Raw genomic sequence first — 18148 nt, 5'->3', positions numbered from 1 at the left:
TCGTGAAGGAGGGAGAAAGGTCGCCCTGCCAAACCACCCGCACCGCAGCTTGCAAGTTGTTTGACATCGCAAGGGTATTATTGTTCGGCTAGCTAAAGTTCATGTGAGCCAAAGATAAAGCGCAGATGAGAGCCTACAGCTCGGCATAGCCGGCAAGCTCCACTGCCGAAGGTGCCTCGCCGCCGTGAAAACGCGCCACATCGATCCGGCGCAGCAGCACGAGCGAAACGCCCAAGAGCGCGGCCTCAATCAGAAAGACGCTGGTGTAGGCCGCCACCGCGTTGCCCGTCAGCACATTAATCGTATCGCGCACAACGCCGCTGAGCAGCGTGCCGCCCAATCGCGCCAGCGCGTCGGCCATGCCCCATGCGCCAATAAACGCGCCAACCTGCCCAGCCAGCGTCATGTCGAGCATGAGCGCGACGTTGGTGGCAGTGGAAAGCCCGCTGCCAAAACCGAAAATCACCAGCGCGACGATCAGCAGTGCTTTGAGCTGCAGCCAGCCGCTGGCCGCGATCAGCACCAAGCCGAGGCCGGCAATAATGCCGCCCAGCGCGGCGGCGCGCGCCTTGCCGACGCGGCGCGTGAGCGGGCTGGCAAGCAAGAGCGCCACCAGCAGGGCAATGCCCCAGATGCCGGTGTACTCGGTGGTGCGGCTGACGGGCACGCCAAACACGTCGGCGGCATAGGGCTCCAGCAGCACATCCTGCCCGAGCAGCGCAATCAGCAGCAGCACCAGGTAAACAAAGAACAGCCGCGCCTGGGCATTTGCGCCCACCGCGCGCAGCATCGCCGCAAACGACTGGCGCGGGCCAATGTTTGCCGCCGCGCCGCGTCGCTCGAGCCCGAGCAAGCCAGCTGCGCCAAGTGCCAGCGCCACGCCCACCACCCAGTAAAACACGCGATACAGCGCGGCCACGCCTTCCGGGCTGAGCGGCGCGGCGTTGTAGGGCCGCAGCGCGCGCGCCGACACAATCGCCGTCACAATCACGCTGGTGATCAGCATGAACCACATCACGCCGACGGTGCGGGCGCGCTGTTCTTCGCCCGCGAGGTCGGTGGCGAGCGAGAGGTAGGAAACCGTGGCGAAGTTAAAGCCCATGCCCCATGCGCCAAAGGCCAGCACGCCCAGCGGCAGCCCGGTGGCAAGGTTGTCGTGCATGGCGAAGGCCGCGCGTGGTGCCAGCGCCGCGCCAAAGGCGCAGAGCAGCAGGCCGAGCAGGATGTAGGGCGTGCGGCGGTAGCCCAGCAGCGGGTGCGTGTCGGAGTAGGAACCGATCCAGACCTGCAAGGGCGAAAACAGGTAGGGCAGCGACACCAGCGCGGCCACCAGCGTCGCCGCCAGCCCGAGCTCGCTGATCATAATACGGTTGAGCGTGCTGTTGATCGGCACCAGCGTGATTGCGACGGCCATGTGAAGCATGCCCAGGCGCACGATTTTTGTGAATGACATGGCAACCTAATCTGTGTATGATGAAATTGCGGCCAGATATGAGTGTCGCACCTGCAGCATTGCGATGCACGTAAGTGTAGTGCATAGTGCGTACTTGCTGGCGAGCCTGGAGAAGCCGAAACGACGAAGGACGCAAGACGCTCGCCGTGCGTTCGCCCTTCGTCCTTCGTCGCTTGGCACACTTGCGCCAACAAAAGGCTTTACAGCGCCCTGGTGATTTCCAGCCAGCCGGGCCGCGCGGCGTTGGCGGCTTCCAGCGCGGTTTGCGAGCCAAGCACCACCACCAGGCCCCGGTCGGCCACCTGATCGAGCGCGTCGGCCAGCGCCACAAAATCTTCGCCGGTGGTGGCCAGAATTTCTTCGCGGATGCGCTGGCGAATTTCGTCGGTGTCGCCAACCAGGTAGCGCACCATCGAGGTGTAGCCCTTGGCGTCGGGAAGCTGGTAGCTATCCACATCGCCGATCGTGCCAATGATGCTGCGCTCCAGCTCGGATTGCGTCAGCTTCAGCTCGCGCAGGAAGGTGCTGGTCTGGTCGTAGACATCCAGCGTCGCGGCCAGGTTCGGGTCGCGGTAGGAAAGGAAGGTGAAGCCGCCCGAGCGCTGGTCGAAGACGCTGAAGCCGCCATAGGCCCCGCCCTGCACGCGCACTTTTTCCCACAGCCAGGTGGTGCGCAGATACTTGGCGATCACCGAGGCCGCGCCGCTGGGCTTGTAGCCAAGCTTGTACAGGTCGGCGCCCTTGCCCACGTAGTTGACCTGCGCGGGAATGGCCAAGCCTTCGAAGCGCGCGCCCTGCGCCGGCGCCCAGCGCTCGGCAACTGCGGGCGTGGCGGGCAGGCCAGCCAGGAAGCCGTGCAGCTGTGGCGAGAAATGCGCCCAGTGTTCGGCGTCGGTGGTGACGTTGCAAAGCATGGCGTTACGGTTTACCAGCGTCAGGCGGATCTGCTCCAGCGCGGCCTGCACGCTCGGCCAGTCGGCGTCGACCGCTTGCGCGAGCTGGCGCAGGAAGAACAGATAGCTGATGCCGCCGATCTGCTCGGAGGCCCAGTCGGCTTCGTTGAAGTTGGCGCGCAGGCGGGTATTGACCACGCTGTGTCCGCCGGGGATCAGGCGCGCTTCCTGCGAGGCTTTTTCTTCCAGCACAATCTGGCGGAAGCGCTCCTGGTTGTCGAGCCGGACATCCAGCAGCACGTCGCGCACGATTGCCAGCACGTCGGCCGCCTTTTCGGGCATGGCCTTGGCGCGCAGGAACAGCCACACCGCCGCCTGCTGCGAGCCACGCACCACCGCCGAAAGGTGCTGCGTCCACAGGCCGCCGCTGGTGCGGCCAATGCGCTGCGAGAGCTGCACGAAATCTTCGCTGCCGGTGCCCATTTCGAGCAATGCGCGGCCAAACAGCGTGACATAGGGCAGCAGGTCGGCGGGCAGCATGTGCAGGTTCAGGCCCACGTCCACATAGATCACGCCGTTGGTGAACAGATCGTGGTAGAGCACTTTGGCGTCGGGCTCTTCCAGCACCGTGATCGGAATGTTCTTGTTGGTGCGCTCCAGGTCGGCCAGTGTCAGGCTGGGGATGGTCGCCAGCGATTCGGGCGAGTCGGGCGTTTCCTGGGCTTTGCGCAGCGCCAGCGTTTGCGCAGCAACATCGGCCAGGGTGGTGGCGTCCATGGTCGCGCGGGCCGCGTCGAGGCGGGCCTGCTCGGCGTCGGCGTCGCGGCGGGCCTGCTCGGCGTCGGGCGTGAGCACCAGGGTGGCGCGATGCGGGTTGTTCAGGAAGTAGCGCGCCAGCAAGCCCTCGAAATAGTGCTCGCCACCGGCCAGCCGCTCTTTCAGCGCGGCCAGCGGGGCCTCGAATGCCAGCGCGGCAAACGGATCGCGGTCGTACAGCCAGGTGTTGAGCGCGCGCAGCATCAGCGCAATGCCGCGCGGGAACGAGCCGGTGTTGTTTTCGCGCAGGCTGAACTCGACCGTGTTCATGGCGGCGTCAACGGTTTCGGGGTCGATGCCCGCTTGCGCAAGCTGGGTTAACGTCTGGAGGATCAGCGCCTCGACGGCGTCGGCGTCGTGTGAATCGATTCCTTTCAAACCCACCGAAAACGTCATCTGGCGCAGCGAATCGTTCAACCCACCGCCGGTCAGGTCTTCGCCCAGACCCGAATCGATCAGCGCCTTGCGCAGCGGCGAGGCCGAGGTGCCGATCAGGATGTAGGACAGAATGCCCAGGCCGAGGTCGGTTTCGATGTCGTCAATTTCGTCGAGCATCCAGTTTAGCGTGAGCATGGCCTTTTTCTCGCCATCCTCCTGCGTGCCGGCGTAGGTGCGCGCCACGCGGCGCGGCTCGGCGAAGCGCGATTGCAGCGCCACGACCGAATCGACGTCGGCGCGCTCGAACTCGCTCAGGTAGGCGTCCAGCAGCTTCAGGCGCTCGGTGGGGTCGTCGTCGCCATAGAAGAAAATGCGCGAGTTCGAGGGGTGATAGAAGCGCGTGTGGAAGTTGGTGAACTGCTCAAAGGTCAGGTCGAGGATGTTGCGCGGGTTGCCGCCCGAATCGACGCTGTAGGTGTTGTCGGGGAACAGCACCTGCTGCGACTGCTCGCCCAGCACGCTGTCGGGCGAGGAATAGACGCCCTTCATCTCGTTATAGACCACGCCCTTGTAGCTCAGCGGGCCGTCGGGCGTGTCGAGCTCGTAGTGCCAGCCTTCCTGCTGGAGCACGGCGGGCGTCAGGCGCGGGAAAAACACCGCGTCGAGATACACATCGATCAGGTTATAAAAATCCTGCACGTTCTGGCTGGCCACCGGGTAGCAGGTTTTGTCGGGGTAGGTCATTGCATTCACGAATGTTTGCAGCGACCCCTTGATCAGCTCGACAAAAGGCTCTTTCACCGGGTATTTTCGCGAGCCGCACAGCACAGAGTGCTCAAGAATGTGCGCCACGCCAGTGGAGTCGGAAGGAGGTGTGCGGAAGGTAATGCCAAACACTTTGTTTTCGTCGTCGTTCTGGAGCGACAGCAGCTCGGCGCCGGTTTTGGTGTGCCGATACAGCTGCGCGCGCGTGTTGATCTCGGGGATCTCGCGATCTTCGACCAGCTCGAAACCAAATGTCGTCATACGTTTTTCCTTATCTGAAGGCACTCATTAGCGCGCCAGGCCCTGCGCCGGGAATATTTACTGCATTGGCAGGCAAATGCGCGGCAATGCGCGCCCCTATTGTACCAGATGCACGCCGGCCCTGGTGCTTGCGGCGGCACGCGCGCGCGCATATAATCGGCGCGACCCGCCCTGGAGGAGCTGCACTATGCCAACAAGCGAAATTTGCTTTCTGAGCGCGGCCGAGCTGGCCCGCCGCATCCGCGCACGCGAGCTTTCGGCCACCGAGGTGATGCGCGCGCACCTCGCGCAGATTGAGCGTGTGAACCCGCTGGTGAACGCAATCGTCACGCTCCTGCCCGAGCAGGCATTGGAACGCGCGCGCGCCGCCGACGCAGCCCTGGCGCGGGGCGAAGCCACTGGCCCGCTGTTCGGCCTGCCGATTGCGCACAAAGACCTGGCGAACACGCGCGGAATTCGCACCACGCAGGGCTCGCCGATCTTTCGCGATTTCGTGCCCGACCGCAGCGACCTGATTATCGAGCGCATTCAGGCGGCTGGCGCGATCAGCATTGGCAAAACCAACGTGCCCGAATTTGGCGCGGGCTCGCAAACCTTCAACCCGGTGTTCGGCGCGACGCGCAACCCCTACGACACGAGCAAGACCTGCGGCGGATCGAGCGGCGGTGCGGCGGTGGCGCTGGCCTGCGGCATGATCCCGATTGCCGACGGCGGCGACATGGGCGGCTCGCTGCGCAACCCGGCCGGCTACTGCAACGTTGTCGGGCTGCGGCCAGCGCCGGGGCGCGTGCCCAACTACCCGGCCGGCATGGCCTGGAATACGCTGGGCGTGGTTGGCCCGATGGCGCGCACCGTGGCGGATGTCGCGCTGCTGCTGAGCGCCATCGCCGGCCCCGACGCGCGCGCGCCACTTTCGATTGCCGAGCCGGGCAGCCGCTTTGCGCAGCCACTTGAGCGCGACCTGCGCGGCGTGCGGGTGGCGTGGGGGCGCGATTTCGGCGGCCTGCCGGTGGACCCGCGCATCACTGCCGCGCTGGAAAGCCAGCGCCACGTACTGGCCGATCTTGGCTGCGTGGTGGAGGATGCCGAACCAGACTGGAAGGACGCCAACGAGATTTTTCAAATTGTGCGGGCGTGGGGCTTTGAAAGCGGGCTGGGCGCGCTGCTCGACGAACACCGCGCGCAGATGAAAGACACGGTCGTGTGGAATATTGAGCAGGGGCGCAAGCTCAGCGGCGCGCAGGTGGCCTGGGCCGAACGGGAGCGCACGGCGCTGTACGAGCGCGTTAGTTCGTTCATGGGGCGCTACGAATTTCTGGCGCTGCCGGTCACACAATTGCCGCCCTTCGATGTCGAGACGCCCTACCCGACAGAGATCAATGGCGTGCCAATGGCGACGTATGTGGACTGGATGGGCTCGTGTTCATACATCAGCCTGACCGGCCTGCCGGCGATGAGCGTGCCGTGCGGTTTCACGCCCGAAGGCTTGCCAGTGGGCTTGCAGCTCGTCGCTCGCCACCAGGACGAGTTCGGGCTCTTGCAGATCGCACACGCCTTTGAGCAGGCCACCGGTTTTGGGCAGCAGCGCCCGGCGATTGCGCTGTAAAGTTGGCAGGTTGCAGGTTACAGGTTGGCGGGTTGCAGGTTGGAAAGTTTCAGGTTTGGCAAATTAGCGACTCCGCACCACCCCCACACGCGCGCAGTAGGCTGCGACCGGGCATTCGCTGCAGCGCGGCGAGGTCGGGTGGCAGATGTTCTGGCCCAGTGTCACCAGCAGGCCGTTGATCGAAATCCAGTGCTCGGGCGGCAGCTTGGCGCGCAGCGCCAGCTCGGTGTGCTCGGGGTCTTTGGTGTGCACATAGCCCCAGCGGTTGCAGATGCGATGGACGTGCGTATCCACGCAAATGCCGGGGAGGCCATAGCCAGCGGTCAGCACCAGGTTCGCCGTCTTGCGCCCAACGCCGGGCAGCGCCAGCAGCTCGTCGAGGGTATTTGGCACCGCGCCGCCGTGCCGTTCCAGCAGCAGAGCACAGACCGCGCGGATACTTTTCGCTTTGGTGCGGTAGAAGCCCACCGGGTAGATCAGCTCGGCAATGCGCTCCTCGCTGAGCGCCAGCATGGTTGCGGGCGTATCGGCGGCGGCGAACAGGCGCGGCGCAACCACGGCCGTCAGGGTGTCTTTGGTGCGCAGGCTGAGAATCGTTGCGATCAGAATGTGGAAGGGCGTCTGGCTGGCCTCGCCCATGGCTTCAATCAGGGGTTGCTCGAAGCGCGGCATCGCCTCGCGCAAAATCGCCAGCACGGTGTCAATATCGAAATTTGGGAGGGTCATGGTGCTCCTGCGGACGGGTGGAATTCGCCGACAGTATAGCAGCAAGGAGCGGCACCCGTTTATACCGCCAGCGCCGTGCCACCGCCGTCCATCAGCTTGCGCGCCAGCGCAATGCCGCCCGCCAGATCAGCTGCATACCACAGCCCTTCCTGGCGCATCGCGCTATCAACCAGGCGTTGGGCAACCGCTGGTGTGATGCCGGTAAGCACCGCCGACGCGCCCAGCAAGCCCATTGCCTGAATCGAATCGAGCAGCGAAGCAACGCCGGGCGGGTCGATATCTTCGACGCCGGTGTAATCGAGGATCACCACCTGCGCGAGGTGCTGCTCAATGCCGCCCAGCAGCACTGTGCGCAGGTCGGCCATGCGCGCTGCGTTGAAGGTGCCAATCAGCGGCAGCACCAGCACGCCGCGCTGAATGGGAATGAGCGGCAAAGCCAGCGCGCGAATGGTGTGCGTGGCCTGCGCAAGCTGCTCGTGCGCCTGCTCCAGCTCCGCGAAATACGCGCGCTCCTGCGCAGAAAGGCGGGCATTCTCGGCATTGAGCTGCGCGATTTCTTCAGCCCGCTCAGCCCGGCGAATCGTCGCTTCGAGCTCGGCGTTTTGCGCGGTCAGGGCGGCATTCTTTTCGGCAAGCTGCTGCTGTTTAAGGCCCACCAGCGCCGCCAGCGAGCCAAGAAAGAATGGGGCTGTGTCGATGATCCAGTGGAGTGGCTGCGACATGTGCGCCTGCCGCACCGCCGCCAGCGTAAGAGGAAGGCCGCGAAACGCGATATCGGCCACGATAGCAATCACAGGGAAGAGAACGCCAAAAAACGCGCCATAGCAGAGGTAGCGAAACGTTGGGTGCTGCCACAACCGCATACTTTCCCTCGCAGCGTTGATAGCAAATTATAGCATCGCCGCACGGCTTTTGGGGAAGGAATCGTTCCCGCAGGCGAAGAGTTCTTCACGCACACAACCCGGGCAATCGGGTACTATAAGCGCAGGCGGCTGCCCCTCTCTCACATTTACACAGCCGCATTTTCCTGCCGAATGATGCGCTTCACCATGACTCCACGACGGCGTAGCGCTCGCGCCGAACCGTTCTTTCATACAACAAGGAGGTTTGGTATGTCGATGGAGACAACCCGCGCGGTGATGACGACGTACCTGGACGCGCTGCTGCGGCGCGCGCCAATCGCGGCGTTTTTCACGCCCGATGTGCAGTTCGTGACGATGGGCGGGCAGACGATTCAGGGGCGCGAAGAGGTGGCGGAATTTATTCGCTGGCTGCATCAGGATGCCTTTGATGCGCGGCCTGAGATCAAAGCCGTATTGGTCGAGGGCGAAAAGGCCGCATTGGAGGCGAGCTTCGTTGGGCGGCACACGGGCGAGTTCTTTGGCGTGCCTGCCAGCCAGCACGACGTGAACGTGCCGTATGCAGTGCTGTACGACCTGCGCGACGGCATGATTGCCGAGCTGCGCTTCTACATGCCGATCAATGCGCTGATGGAGCAGATCACAACGTCGGGTGTGCCGACGCTGGTTGAGGCATAGGCGCGGCGCTTAATTTATAGCCGCAGTTGCGCAACGTTGCGTGACAACATCGTACTTTATGCCTGCGGCAGCAAGGTAGTTTCGATCATAATTGTGAAGGTTTCCGCGCTGCGCGCGGAAACCTTCACAAAGAAACTGATGAGTACCGCTCTGCCGAAGGCGTAAAACCAAATAGCTCAATCTCAGCAGCACAGCCGCCAGCACGATGCTGGCGGCTGTGCTGAGCTTACAAGCCCGCTCCTGGCACAATTTCCTTCTCAAGCGGGCCAGCACCGCGCGAAAGGATGCCGACCGGCACGCCAGTTTCGGCGGCCAGCAGCGCGGGCAACCTGTTTATGTCAATTCGCTCAAGCTGCGGGCGGCAGCGGAACAGTTGCTGCGTGAGCGTTTCCTGGTATTCGAGCGATGGCTCGGCCGGGCCGGGTACGAGCCGCTCGATCGTGGCCGCGCCGTCGTGATAGCGGCGGCAGATTTGTGCCTCGGGCAGCGCTTCGAGCCGGTCCAGGCAGGTCAGCGCCAGCGTGTCGAGCGGGCCAACCGTGTCGAGCGCATAGCGCAGCAGTACGATGTCGAGCCAGCCGACGCGGAAGCCCTGCTGCCATGCACCAAAGCTGTTGCGCGCATCGGGCAGGGCCGTAGCGAGCGCGGGGTCTTCGGTGGGCAGCGGGCCAGCACCGTGGCGTGTTGTGTAGGCACGTGTAATACCTACGCGCGTTATCGCGCCGCCATAGCCCGCCTCGTCGAGCAGCCGGTCGGCGTTCGCCAGCGTGGTGGTGCTCCAGGTGGTGTGCGGGTGAAATCCGCGCCATTCGTCGAGCAGCACGCCCTGCGCGGCCTCAAATACCACCGCGCCCGGTCGTTGCAGGATTGTGTGCAGAAACTCGCCCGGTACGATGCGCGCCTGCTCGGCCCAGACCGCGTAATCATCGAGCAGCCAGTCGGCCCAGTCGGGGTCGTCGAGCGGCGCGCGCTCGGCGGCGACTTCGGGTGTGTCGGGCAGGGCCAGCCGGCCGAGCTTGGCGCGATTCGCTTCGCGCAGCGTGCTGAGTTTGGCGTGGAGCCGGTCGCGGTCGAGCAGGTCGCCCGCAAACAGCGCGCGCCCGCCCAGCGCCAGAAAATCGATCATGGTTTCGCCCACGCCCATGCCGCAGCTGCCGTGGCGGGCATCGCCGCGCGCCAGCTCGCTCAGGCGGTTGATCGCCCGCGCAAAGGGCGTGATCACCAGCGCGCCCGCGTCGACGGTGGTGCGCTCAAAGGGCTCGCCCACGCCGAGCGCGCGCAGGTGGCGCGCTTCTTCCAGCATGGCCATTGGTTCCAGCAGCATAAAGCGCGAAAGGTGTGTGGCCGCGCCAGCCAGCGTGCCGCTGCCAAACTGCGAAAAGACGTGCTCGCGGTTGCCGGGCGCGACCACGCGGTGGCCGGCCTGCGCGCCGCCGTTGTAGCGCACAACCGTGTGGGCGCTGAACTGGCGCGTCAGGAAATCGACCACCGCGCCCTTGCCGGCGTCGCCAAAGCCCAGGTCGACGGTCAGAAATGCTCGGTTCATCGTGCTGCTCCCGGAGAAGAACATACTAACCGCAAAGACGCAAAGAGCGCAGAGGATGGGAAAAAAAGCGCGTTGCGAAGTGCGGACTGGTTGCAATCACTACCGCTGGTGCTTCTCAAGCGCCCGCCGCTGATGCGCAAAGCGCAGATGCATGAAGTGAGAGAAACCATCTCCACACATCTGCAGCCTTTGCGCCTCTGCGGTCAATGCCAGCATTGCAATGCCCAATCCCTATTCCCTATTCCCCTGACCCCTGCGCTAAAAGCGCACTACAGCCGTCCGTCGTCGAGCAGTTCGCCAACGCTGGCGGGCAGCAGGCCGGCGGCGCTGCGAGGCTGCGGGCCGCGCGCGGTGGCGTAGGGTGCCAGCGCGGTGGCGGCAGTGCTGGCGGCGGACGGGTCGTAGCCCGCCTGCACCAGATCGTCCGCGCCGCTGTCGATGTCGCCAATCGCGCCTTCGCACAGGCCAATCGCCAGCGCAATCGTTTCGCACACCGCCGCCTCGTCGTCGAGCAGCAGCACGCGCTCGCCCAGCAGCTCGCGCCAGCGCTCCTCCACCTCGGCGCTGCGGCCGTGCGCGGTGTTCGTCGGGATGATGTGGAAGTACTCGTAGCGCTCCTGCACCTCGGCCACGATGCGCGCCACCGGGATGTCGCGCTCGATTGTGTCGCCAATGAACTCGCACACCTGCTGCTTGCTCACCGCGCCATAGGGCTTCTCGTCGCCAATCGTGAACAGGTAGCCGCGATGGCCGCGCTGCTCGTAGCAATCGATCTTGGTGTGGCGCGCCATAAAGTACAGCGCCAGCTCGTAGGTTTCGTGCACCTGGCCGCCGCCGCCGCCTTCGAGGTAAATTTTGCCCAGGTCGTCGTCCATCTCCAGCCCCGACTCAAACTGGCCGATCTGGAGTGGCACGCGGTCGCAATAGGCATCGCCAACCGCGCCGAACAGCACCTGCGGGTGGGCCACATAGCCCTTCTGAATGAGCACGCGCATCAGCGCGCCCAGCTTGGTTTGCAGCACGCGCGGCACGCTGCCCATCGAGCCGGTCACGTCAAACGCCACGGCAATCGCGATCGAGTCGGGGTGCGCAGCACTGTCGCGGCTTTCGCGGGTCGCGCTGTGCGGGTTCATATCCGGGTGGGCCTGCGCCACGCCGCTGGCGCGCACCTGCGCGTCGTAGGTAAAAGCCGACTGGTTGGTGGCCTTGCGCTGGCTTTGGCGCGAATGAAAAGCCGCATCGCTCCAATCCGAGTACCCCATGATTGTGCTCCTTTGTTGTTATAAGGTTGCAGGTTGGCAAAGTTGACAAGTTGCAGGCTGGCGGAGTTTTGAGTGTTGAATGTTGAGTGTTGAGTTGTCGGTGGTTCGTCTCTGCACTCAAAATCTCCGTGCCTCTGTGCCTCTGTGGTAAAGAATTCGGTTGCAGGTTAGCAGGTTGCAGGTTGGCGAGTTTGAGAGACTCAAACCTTCAAACATTCAAACCTGATAACCGGCTTGTGGCATTGCGAACGGGCGAAACTGCGGCGGGCCATACAGCTGGCCCAGCAGCTCGTGAAAATCGTCGAACACGGCCCACGCGTCGGTGGGGCGGCGCTGCGGCGCGGGCAGCATGCAGGCGCGCAGCAGGTTCGCGATTGGGCGCGGCACTGCGCGCGGCAGCGCACCGCTGGCGGGGGTGCCGCCAAGCAGACGCGTCATGCACGCCGCCGCCATAAAGAGATCGGTGGCGGGTGTGGCCGGCTCGCGCGCCGCAACTTCGGGCGGGTAGTCGGCGGCGTAGGCCGGGCTGCGCAGCCTGAGCGGCTCGCCGGCCGGCCCGCTGGCACACCAGCCCACCAGCATGCCGTTGTGATCGGCTGGCCGCACCAGCACGTGCGCGGGCGTAACAGCGCCGTGCACAAGGCCCAGATTATGGAGCGAGCCAAGCGCGGCCAGCACCCGGTTGAACATCCAGGCTGCGTCGGCGGCGGGCAGGCCGGCCGGGTAGGCGCGAATGACCTCGGCCAGCGAGAACACGCCCGCCTCGGCGCGCAGCACATTCACCTGCCGGCGCGCGCCGCCCGCGTCGCTCAGCACCACATGCTCGACCAGGGTGGGGAAGTGCGCCCGCACGCGCTGGCCGGCCAGCCCGCGCTCGATTGCGCGCAGCGTGCGCGCCTCGGCTTGCAGCAGGTCGTTGTTGCGCGGGTGGCGCGCGGCCTTGAGCAGCACCGGCCCGCCGTCGGCCTCAGCCGGGAACAAGTCGCACAGCTCGCCAGCGATTGGCGCAGCATAGCCCACATACTCACGCGGGCCGCTGCTGATGCGAATGCGCGCCACCGCCCCATAAACCCCAGCGGCAAGCTGGCGCTGCGCTGCGGCGTACCATTCGTTGAGCGCCTGACACGCCTGGTTCGCCGCGTCGGACTGGGCCGGGTTGTGATCGGGGTGCGCGGCCAGGATCAGCGCGCGAAAGCGCTGGCGCAGAACGTCGGCGCTGGCGAGCGGGCCAAAAACATCGGCTGGCATGCCGGCGCGGGCGAGCAGTGCCTGAACAGTTGCAAGTGTGTGCGTCATCGTCGTGCTCACAATTTAGTGTATATTCAACACTAAGAGTATAGTGTATAAAAGGCACTAAGTCAAGTGACAAATTTATTATTTTTGGCTATACTTAGCGCCACGCACAAACGAGAGGAGAAACCGATGGCAGATCGTACGCACCGCTACCGGACGGACGCGATTGAGGTCACCTACGACACCGGGCGCTGCATCCACGCCGCCGAGTGTGTGCGCCGCTTGCCGGCCGTGTTCGACACCAACCACCGCCCGTGGGTGCAGCCCGAAAACGCCAGCGCCGACGAGATTGCCGAGGTGATCATGCGCTGCCCGAGCGGCGCGCTGCACTTCACGCGCCTGGACGGCGGGGCCGCCGAAGCGCCGCCCGAAACCGTGCAGATTACGCCCCAGCCCGATGGCCCGCTCTACCTGCATGGCGATATCGAGGTGCGCGCGCCCGACGGCACCACCCTCGCGCACGACACGCGGCTGGCGCTGTGCCGCTGCGGGCAATCGGCCAGCAAGCCGTTTTGCGACAACACCCACAAAAAGATCGATTTCCACGCGCCCGGCACGCTTGCCGAGAAATCGCTGCGCCCGCCGGAAGAAGGCGCGGCGGCCGCAATCGTCGTGACGCCGACGGAGAACGGGCCGCTGCTCGTGATGGGCGCGTTCGAGGTTTGTGCGGCAAGCGGGCAAACGTGCATGGCCGCCGGCAAAGCCTCCCTGTGCCGATGCGGCGGCTCGGGCAGCAAGCCCTTCTGTGACGGCACGCACAGCAAAATTGGCTTTCGCGGCTAGGGTGCGGCACACTACCTTTCAAACAGGCTGGGAACGTTTACCACCAAGACACCAAGACACCAAGGCCTTGAGAGTACTATAAAATCTTGGTGCCTTCGTGCCTTGGTGGTTAATAACCATAGCAACTATTGCAAATGCGCGCAGCGTTCGCGTTCTTTTTAGAAAGGAAATCATGGCTACCAATGAACTGCCCGCCGTGCAGCATAACGAAGCCCATCACCGCTACGAAGTCGAAATCGACGGCCAGCGCTCGCTGATCGAGTACCAGATGCGCGGCGACACCATCGTCTATTTGCACACCGAAGTGCCGCCCGCGCTGGAAGGGCGCGGCATTGCCGGGCACATGGCGCGCTTCGCGCTCAACGACGCCCGCGCGCATGGCTGGAAGGTCGTGCCGCGCTGCCCGTTCGTCGCAAGCTACATTCGTCGTCACCCGGAATACCAGGATCTGGTGGCAGCCGGCGCGTAGGGCGCGCAGGCAAGACTAACCAACTGAGTTTCTACCCATCTTATCGCCAGTGCTGGATATGACCAAAGACGAATGACGAATGACGAAGCGCGCCTTGGTCATTCGTCATTCGTCCTTCGTCTCAGCTGTACAAATCGCCTTCCAAGGAAGAAAGCCGTCCGCCATGTTGTACGCTGCCTATATTCCCGCCGACCGGCGCGCCGAGCTGGCGGGTGGCGAGCCGCTCCCCGCCATTGCCGATGGCACTGCGCTCTCGGCCGACATTTCGGGCTTCACGCCGCTGGCCGAAACGCTGGCCCAGACCCTTGGGCCGCGCCAGGGCGCCGAAGTGCTGGCGCAGGTGCTCAACCGCGTCTACGACCTGCTGATCGCAGAAGTTGACCGGGTTGGCGGCAGTGTGCTCAGCTTTAGCGGCGACGCGATGACGTGCTGGTTTGGCGCGCCCACCGCCGACGCAGCCGGCCGCCAGGCGGCAGCGCGCGATGCAGCAACCTGCGCGCTGGCGCTTCAGCGCGCCATGCAGCAGCTGGCTGGCCGCTCGCTGCCGGGCGGGCTGCGCGCCGAGCTTGCGGTGAAGATCGGGCTGAGCAGCGGGCAGGCGCGCCGCTTTCTGGTGGGCGACCCCTCGATTCAGCGCATTGACGTGCTGGCCGGCGCGCTGGTGACGCGACTGGCGCAGGCCGACCAGGCCGCCCGCGCTGGCGACATCCTGCTGGACAAAGCCAGCGCCGCGCTGCTGGCCAGCACGCTCGGCAACCCCGAATGGCGCGAATCGGGCGGCGAGCGCTTTGCCGTGCTGCCGGGCGAGGCAAAGAACCAGCTTGCCGTGCCACTGGCCGAAGAAAATATCGCGCTGCTGGCACAGTTCGCTTTTCTCAACACCCACCCCGAAGCCGCGCGCCCATTTTTGCTGCCAGCGGTGTTTGCGCGCCTGCAGGCCGGCCTGAGCGAATTCGTCACCGAGCTGCGGCCGGTGGTTGCCATGTTTGTGCGCTTTGGCGGGATCGACTACGACGCCGACCCCGAGGCCAGCGCCCGCCTCGACGCCTACATCCGCTGGGTGCAATCGGTGCTGGCCAGCTACGACGGCACACTTATTCAGCTCACGATCGGCGACAAAGGCAGCTACTTCTACGCGGTGTTTGGCGCGCCCCAAGCGCACGAAGACGATGCTCAGCGCGCAGCGGCGGCGGCGCTCGATCTGTGCGCGCCGCCCGCCGAGCTGGCCGCCATTACCCTGCCGCAGATTGGCATCAGCCAGGGCATGCTGCGCACCGGCGCATATGGCGCGGCCACGCGCCGCACTTATGGCGCGCAGGGGGGCGAAACCAACCGCGCCGCCCGCCTGATGAGCGCCGCAGCGCCCGGCGAGATCCTGCTGAGCGGGCGCGCGCACGCCGGCCTGGGCAATGCCTTCCTCACCGAGCCGCTGCCGCCCATCCGCCTGAAAGGGCTGCATGACCCGCTGCCGGTGTTTCGCCTGACGGGGGCGCGCGCGCAAGCTGTGCGCCTGCAAGAACCCACCTACACGCTGCCGATGATCGGGCGCGAGGCCGAGCTGCGCACAGTAGAAATCCTGCTGGAGCGCACACTCGCCGGGCAGGGCCAGATCATTGGCATTACGGGCGAGGCCGGGCTGGGTAAATCGCGCCTGATGGCCGAGGCCACACGCCTGGCCCGCCGGCAGGGCATGCGCGGCTTCGGTGGCGCCGGCCAGTCGTATGGCGACAACACGCCCTACCTGGTGTGGGAGCCGATCTGGCGCGCATTTTTCGAGATCGATTCCGAGCTGCCAGCGCGCCGCCAGATCCGTGCGCTGGAGCGGCTGGTCGATGATCTCGCGCCCGAGCGCGCCGAGGCGCTGCCGCTGCTTGGCCCGCTGCTTGGGCTCGACCTGCCCGAAAACGCCTTCACCCAGAGCCTCGCGCCACAGTTTCGCCAGTCGGCGCTGCATGCGCTGCTGCTGGAATGCCTCGGTGCCGCCGCGCGCGAAGCCGCCGACGAGGGGAGCGGACTGCTGCTGGTGCTCGACAACCTTCAGTGGATCGACGCCGCCTCGCACGAGCTTCTGGAGCAGGTGGGCCGCGCCTGCGCCGAGCTGCCGGTGCTGATTGTGCTGGCCTACCGCCCGCCACGCTTGCAGCGCCTGCAAGAGCCGCGCGTGGAAGCGCTGGAAAACTTCACCGGCATCCCGCTGGCGCCGCTCGCCGCGCCCGCCGCCGAGCAGGTGCTGCGCGCCAAGCTGGCGCAGCTGCTGCCCGACCACCACGGCACCGTGCCGCCGCGCCTGATCGAGCAGATCATTGCGCGTGCGCAGGGCAACCCTTTCGCCATTGAGGGCTTGCTCACCTACCTGCACAGCCGCGGCATCGACCCGTGGAACGAAGCCGCCGTCGCCGCGCTCGATCTGCCCTTCAACCTGCGGGCGCTGGTGCTTAGCCGGGTCGACCAGCTCAGCGAGCACCAGAAAGCGCTGCTGAAAGTTGCCAGCGTGATCGGGCGGCGCTTCAGCGTGGGCTGGCTGAATGGCGCTGCGCCGGCGCTTGGCCAGAATGCTGCACTGCAACAAAGTTTGGAAGAGCTAAGCCAGGTTGAGCTAACGGCGCTGGCCGAGGGCGAGCCCGAGCTGGCCTACCTGTTCACACAGATTATTACGCAGGAAGTGACCTACGACAGCCTCACCAGCCGCGCGCGCGCCAACCTGCACGGCCAGCTGGCGCGCTTTCTTGAGCGAATGGATGGCGGACAGAATCTTGATCTGCTGGCCTTTCACTACGACCATAGTGCCAACCTGCCCAAGCGCCGCGAGTATTTGCGCCGGGCCGGCGAGGCCGCCGCCGCGCGCTACGCAAATATCGATGCGCTGGCGTATTTCGGGCGCGCGCTGGCACTCGCGCCCAACGACGACGCCGCCGAGCGCTACCGGCTGATGCGCGCCTGCGAGCAGATTTTCGACCTGCAAGGCGAGCGCAGCGCCCAGGCCGAGGCGCTCGACACGCTGGGCGCGCTGGCGGCCCGGCTTGGCGCGCCCGAACAGGCCGAAGTCGCGCTGCGCCGCGCCAACTACGCCGACGTAACCGGCGACTACCCGGCCGCCAGCGCCGCCGCCCAATCTGCGCTTGGCCTCGCGGCAGAATTGCCCGCCCTGCAAGCCGCCGCTGAGCTGGCGCTTGGGCGCGCACTGCTCTGGCAAAGCGATTACACTGCCGCGCAAACCCACCTGCACGCCGCCGCCGCGCTGGCGCGCACGCTCGACGACGCGCGGCTGGCAGCCAGTGCCACCCGCAGCCTCGGCGCGGTCGCCCAGCACCAGGGCGACTATGCCGCCGCCACGGCGCTGTTCACGAGGGTGCTCGCGGCCTACCAGGCGCACAGCGACCGCCAGGGCGAGGGCGATACGCACAACAATCTCGGCATTGTGGCCTATTTTCAGGGTGATTACGCCGCCGCGCAGGCAGCCTTTGCCGCCGCCCTGGAGCAATATCGCGCGATTGGCGACCGGCGCGGCGAAGGCGGCATGCTCAACAACCTGGGCGAAGTGGCGCTGGTAGCGGGCGCTTTCGCTGCCGCCCGCGTCGCCTTCGAACAGGCGCGCGCGCTGTACCAGCAGGTTGGCGACCGGCGTGGCGAAAGTGGCGCGCTCAACAGCCTGGCGCAGGCTGCCCACACGCAAGGCGATTTCGCCAGCGCGCAAACGCACTACGGGCAATCGCTGGCGCTCAAGCGCGCCCTGGGCGAGCGCTGGTCGGTGAGCGCGATGGGCAGCCAGCTTGCCTTGCTGCTGCACCAGCAGGGCGACGACGCGGGCGCGCTGGCCGAGGCCGGGGCCGCGCTGGAGCTGGCACGCGAGCTGGGCGCACGCCCCGAGCAAGCCGCCGCGCTGACCGTGATCGGGCATGCGCAGGCTGCGCGCGGCGACACCGAGGCAGCCGCAAACGCCTACGCCGCCGCGCTCGGCATCCGCGACGAGCTCAACCAGCCGCACCTCGCCACCGAGCCGCGCGCGGGCCTGGCGCGTTTGGCGCTCGCGCAGGGGCAGCCAGAACAGGCGCTTCTCCACGTCGAGCCGATTCTGGCGCACATGGCTGGCGGCACCTTGCGCGGCACCGCCGAGCCATTTCGCGTCGAGCTGGCATGCTACGAAGCGCTGCTCGCTGCGGGCACCCCACGCGCCGCCGCATTTCTGGCCGAAGCCTATGGCCGGCTGGAAGCGCGCGCCGCCCAGATCGGCAATGATGCCGAGCGCGCAACCTTTCTCCAGGCCGTCCCCTCGCACCGCGCCCTGCTGCGCGCATGGCAAACTGCCGAAGACGCGCAAAAAGCGCGCACGTAGCAGGCGAACAAAGCCACCCGCTACGT

12 protein-coding genes are annotated in these 18148 nt (G+C 65.7%); 5 read left to right on the top strand and 7 right to left on the bottom strand.

Features of this window, described 5'->3' with window-relative positions; all coding sequences use genetic code 11:
* Window positions 1-133 precede the first annotated feature (133 nt).
* Complete coding sequence (locus M1P90_RS02660) at window positions 134-1453, bottom strand: BCD family MFS transporter (protein WP_483701110.1); 1320 nt, start codon at window positions 1451-1453, stop codon at window positions 134-136.
* A 200-nt stretch (window positions 1454-1653) separates the two neighbouring features.
* A complete protein-coding gene (locus M1P90_RS02655) occupies window positions 1654-4566 on the bottom strand; it encodes an insulinase family protein (RefSeq protein WP_483701109.1) in 2913 nt (970 codons plus the stop codon).
* 187 nt (window positions 4567-4753) lie between these two features.
* Here M1P90_RS02655 and M1P90_RS02650 point away from each other — a divergent pair, with 187 nt between their 5' ends.
* Entirely contained in the window at window positions 4754-6172 is a 1419-nt protein-coding gene (locus M1P90_RS02650) for an amidase (RefSeq protein WP_483701108.1), read from the top strand.
* Window positions 6173-6235: 63 nt separating this feature from the next.
* On the opposite strand, the gene M1P90_RS02645 is transcribed toward M1P90_RS02650, so the two are convergent.
* A complete protein-coding gene (locus M1P90_RS02645) occupies window positions 6236-6898 on the bottom strand; it encodes an endonuclease III domain-containing protein (RefSeq protein ID WP_483701107.1) in 663 nt (220 codons plus the stop codon).
* A gap of 59 nt (window positions 6899-6957) precedes the next feature.
* Complete coding sequence (locus M1P90_RS02640; RefSeq protein WP_483701106.1) at window positions 6958-7761, bottom strand: STAS domain-containing protein; 804 nt, start codon at window positions 7759-7761, stop codon at window positions 6958-6960.
* A gap of 249 nt (window positions 7762-8010) precedes the next feature.
* On the opposite strand from M1P90_RS02640, the gene M1P90_RS02635 reads away from it, so the two are divergent.
* Complete coding sequence (locus tag M1P90_RS02635; RefSeq protein WP_483701105.1) at window positions 8011-8436, top strand: ester cyclase; 426 nt, start codon at window positions 8011-8013, stop codon at window positions 8434-8436.
* 226 nt (window positions 8437-8662) lie between these two features.
* Here M1P90_RS02635 and M1P90_RS02630 read toward each other — a convergent pair whose 3' ends face one another.
* The 3 genes from M1P90_RS02630 to M1P90_RS02620 form a co-directional block, all read right to left on the bottom strand.
* On the bottom strand, window positions 8663-9982 hold the full coding sequence (locus M1P90_RS02630; protein WP_483701104.1) for an adenylosuccinate synthetase: 1320 nt from the start codon (window positions 9980-9982) through the stop codon (window positions 8663-8665).
* 269 nt (window positions 9983-10251) lie between these two features.
* Window positions 10252-11244: a hypothetical protein gene (locus M1P90_RS02625; RefSeq protein WP_483701103.1), complete on the bottom strand. Its 993-nt coding sequence runs from the start codon at window positions 11242-11244 to the stop codon at window positions 10252-10254.
* A 216-nt stretch (window positions 11245-11460) separates the two neighbouring features.
* Window positions 11461-12540, bottom strand: a complete 1080-nt coding sequence (locus M1P90_RS02620) for a hypothetical protein (protein ID WP_483701102.1) — start codon at window positions 12538-12540, stop codon at window positions 11461-11463.
* A gap of 126 nt (window positions 12541-12666) precedes the next feature.
* Between M1P90_RS02620 and M1P90_RS02615 the strand changes: the two genes are divergently transcribed.
* From M1P90_RS02615 to M1P90_RS02605, 3 genes are all read left to right on the top strand, one after another.
* Window positions 12667-13320, top strand: a complete 654-nt coding sequence (locus M1P90_RS02615; RefSeq protein WP_483701101.1) for a CDGSH iron-sulfur domain-containing protein — start codon at window positions 12667-12669, stop codon at window positions 13318-13320.
* 172 nt (window positions 13321-13492) lie between these two features.
* On the top strand, window positions 13493-13789 hold the full coding sequence (locus M1P90_RS02610; RefSeq protein ID WP_483701100.1) for a GNAT family N-acetyltransferase: 297 nt from the start codon (window positions 13493-13495) through the stop codon (window positions 13787-13789).
* Between the two features lie 163 nt (window positions 13790-13952).
* A complete protein-coding gene (locus tag M1P90_RS02605) occupies window positions 13953-18122 on the top strand; it encodes a tetratricopeptide repeat protein (RefSeq protein WP_483701099.1) in 4170 nt (1389 codons plus the stop codon).
* Window positions 18123-18148 lie beyond the last annotated feature (26 nt).

It is taken from the genome of Kouleothrix sp. 19917 (assembly GCF_057073505.1).
Note: the sequence above shows the minus strand (reverse complement) of the source record. Positions and strands in the feature narration are given on the sequence as shown.